1 protein-coding gene is annotated in these 2,933 nt (G+C 48.1%); it reads left to right on the top strand.

All coding sequences use genetic code 11. The features are described 5' to 3' along the window. Nucleotides 1-42 precede the first annotated feature (42 nt). On the top strand, nt 43-2,933 hold a 2,891-nt coding region (locus tag J7438_RS24925; protein WP_286196921.1), incomplete at its 3' end, for a DEAD/DEAH box helicase family protein.

Below are 2,933 nucleotides of genomic sequence, written 5' to 3'. Positions count from 1 at the left end.
GGTAAAGGCAAGCGGGTATTATTCCTTGTTCCATCATTATCCCTGTTATCCCAGACACTCACCGAGTGGACTCAGGAAACCGAAACCCCATTGCACAGTTTTGCAGTCTGCTCCGATAGTGAAGTGGGCAAGAAACGCAACAAAGACGACGATGTTGTCAACACCTATGCCCATGAACTGCGCTTTCCGGCCACAACAAACGCAGTGAGCCTTACCAGAGAGATTAAACAACGTCACGATACAGACCATATGAGCGTGGTGTTCTCCACATATCACTCTATCCAGGTGCTGAGTGAGGCTCAGAAGCTGCATGGTCTCGATGACTTCGATCTGATCATCTGTGATGAAGCCCACCGAACGACCGGAGCCACTTTTGAAGGTGAAGAGGAGTCTGCCTTTGTAAAAGTGCACGACAACAGCTTTCTGAAAGCCGCCAAACGTCTTTACATGACGGCCACTCCCCGTATCTATGGCAATTCTGCAAAAGCCAAAGAAGAGAGTGGTGTCACACTCTGCTCAATGGATGATCAGAAACTCTATGGAGAAGAGTTATTCGTTATTAACTTTTCCGAAGCCGTGCAACGCGGACTGCTTTGTGATTACAAAGTGATCGTATTAGCCATTGATGAACACCATGTTAACTCCCGCCTGCAAAACCTGTTGAAAGATGAAAATAACAGCCTGAAGGTGGATGATGCAGCGAAAATTGTGGGTTGTTGGAAAGCTCTGGCAAAAATCGGCTTGCAAGATGAACTGGATGATGACGCTTCACCCATGCAACGGGCAGTCGCATTCTGTCAGGTCATTGAAGCTAACTATAAAGGCAAAGCTCATAAGGTCAGTTCTAAACAGATCGCGCAAATGTTCAGTGCGGTGGTTGAAGAGTATCAACGCCAGGCAGACGAGGACGAGGTCGAACACGGCACCTTAACGTGTGAGGCTGAACATATCGACGGTGGTATGAACGCCACCGAGAAAGAAAACAAAATCAACTGGCTGAAAGCCCAGCCCGCAGCGGATAGCTGCAAAATTCTGAGTAATGTTCGTTGCTTATCGGAAGGCGTGGATGTTCCTGCATTGGATGCAGTGCTATTTCTTACGCCCCGTAACTCTCAGGTTGATGTCGTTCAGTCAGTGGGCCGGGTCATGCGTAATGCCCCGGGCAAGAAAAAAGGCTATGTCGTGCTTCCTGTGGTTATTCCTGCCGGTATGCAACCAGAAGCCGCATTGAATGACAACAAAGTGTACAAGGTCGTGTGGGACGTTCTGCAGGCATTGCGCTCTCACGATGATAGCTTTGATGCCATGATCAATAAGCTTGACCTGATGGATAAGCGCCCAGCCAAGATGGAAGTGGTTGCCGTTACCGGCGATGTCAAAGCAAAAAGGAAGCGCGATACGGATAAAAAGAAAAAAGCAGCGTCCAAAGCGAAAGGTGGAACCTCAATTGGCAGTGCTAATAACCAGGGAGGCCAGCAGCAAACCGAAATGCAGTTTGAGGTTGGTGCCATTGAGCGTGCCCTGCATGCCAAACTGGTTAAGAAATGTGGTAATCGCCTGCACTGGGAGCAATGGGCAAATGATATTGCGAAAATTGCCCAGACTCATATCAGCCGTATTACGGCGATTGTAGAAGACTCAGCTAATACCAAAGAAAAAGCGGCGTTTGAAGCTTTTGCCGAAGAGTTACGGGATGACCTGAACGATGCGATCAGCGATGCCGAAGTGATCGAAATGCTTGCTCAGCATCTGATCACGAAGCCGGTATTTGACGCTTTGTTCAAAGACTACAGTTTTGCCAGTCATAACCCTGTGTCCCAGGCAATGCAGACTGTATTGGAAATTCTGCAAGAACATCGCCTTGAAAAAGAACGGGATACTCTTGAAAGCTTCTACGCCAGTGTTCAAATGCGTGCGGATGGTATTGACAACGCTCAAGGCAAACAACGGATTGTTGTCGAGCTGTACGACAAGTTCTTCCGCAATGCCTTTCGACGAATGACCGATCGGTTGGGCATTGTCTATACACCTGTCGAGGTCGTGGATTTTATCATCCACAGCGTGAACCACCTTTTAAAGAAAGAGTTTGGCCAGACGTTGGGGAGCCACGGCGTTCACATCCTGGATCCGTTTACCGGAACCGGCACCTTTATTACCAGATTGTTGCAAAGTGGCCTTATCAAGCCAGAAGAGCTCAAGAATAAATATCAGAATGAGATTCACGCTAACGAAATCGTCTTGCTGGCGTACTATATTGCAGCGATCAATATTGAGGCGGCTTATCATGACTTAGCCGGTGGAGAGTATTTACCTTTTGAAGGTATCTGTCTCACTGATACCTTTCAGATGTACGAGAAAGACGATCTGATCAGTGAACAGATGATGGTCAACTCTGACCGCCGAAAACGTCAGAAAGAGTTGGATATTCGAGTGATTCTTGGCAACCCTCCATATTCTGCAGGACAGGACAGTGCCAACGATAATAATGCAAATATTCAGTACCAAACACTGGATGCACGAGTCCGAGATACCTACGCAGCTGGTTCCGTCGCTACTAATAAGAATGCACTGTATGACAGTTATATTCGTGCGATTCGCTGGGCATCAGACCGATTAGGTGATAGCGGCATTATCGGTTTTGTTACCAATGCAGGCTTTGTGGAAGCGAATACGGCGGATGGCCTGCGTAAGTGCCTGGCAGACGAATTCAGCAATATCTACATATTCCATCTGCGTGGTAATCAACGCACGTCTGGCGAGTTATCCAGACGCGAAGGTGGAAAGATATTCGGCAGCGGAAGCCGCGCCCCAATTGCCATTTCCCTGCTGGTCAAGAATCCCAATGCGGCTGAGCATGGCAAGATTTTCTTTCATGACATTGGGGATTACCTCACTCGCGAAGAGAAGCTGGAGAAGGTTGAACAGTTTGGGAG

The sequence above is a fragment of the Thalassotalea sp. G20_0 genome (assembly GCF_017744175.1).
Taxonomy (GTDB): domain Bacteria; phylum Pseudomonadota; class Gammaproteobacteria; order Pseudomonadales; family Endozoicomonadaceae; genus Endozoicomonas.
This window is presented reverse-complemented; position numbering and strand designations above follow the sequence as displayed.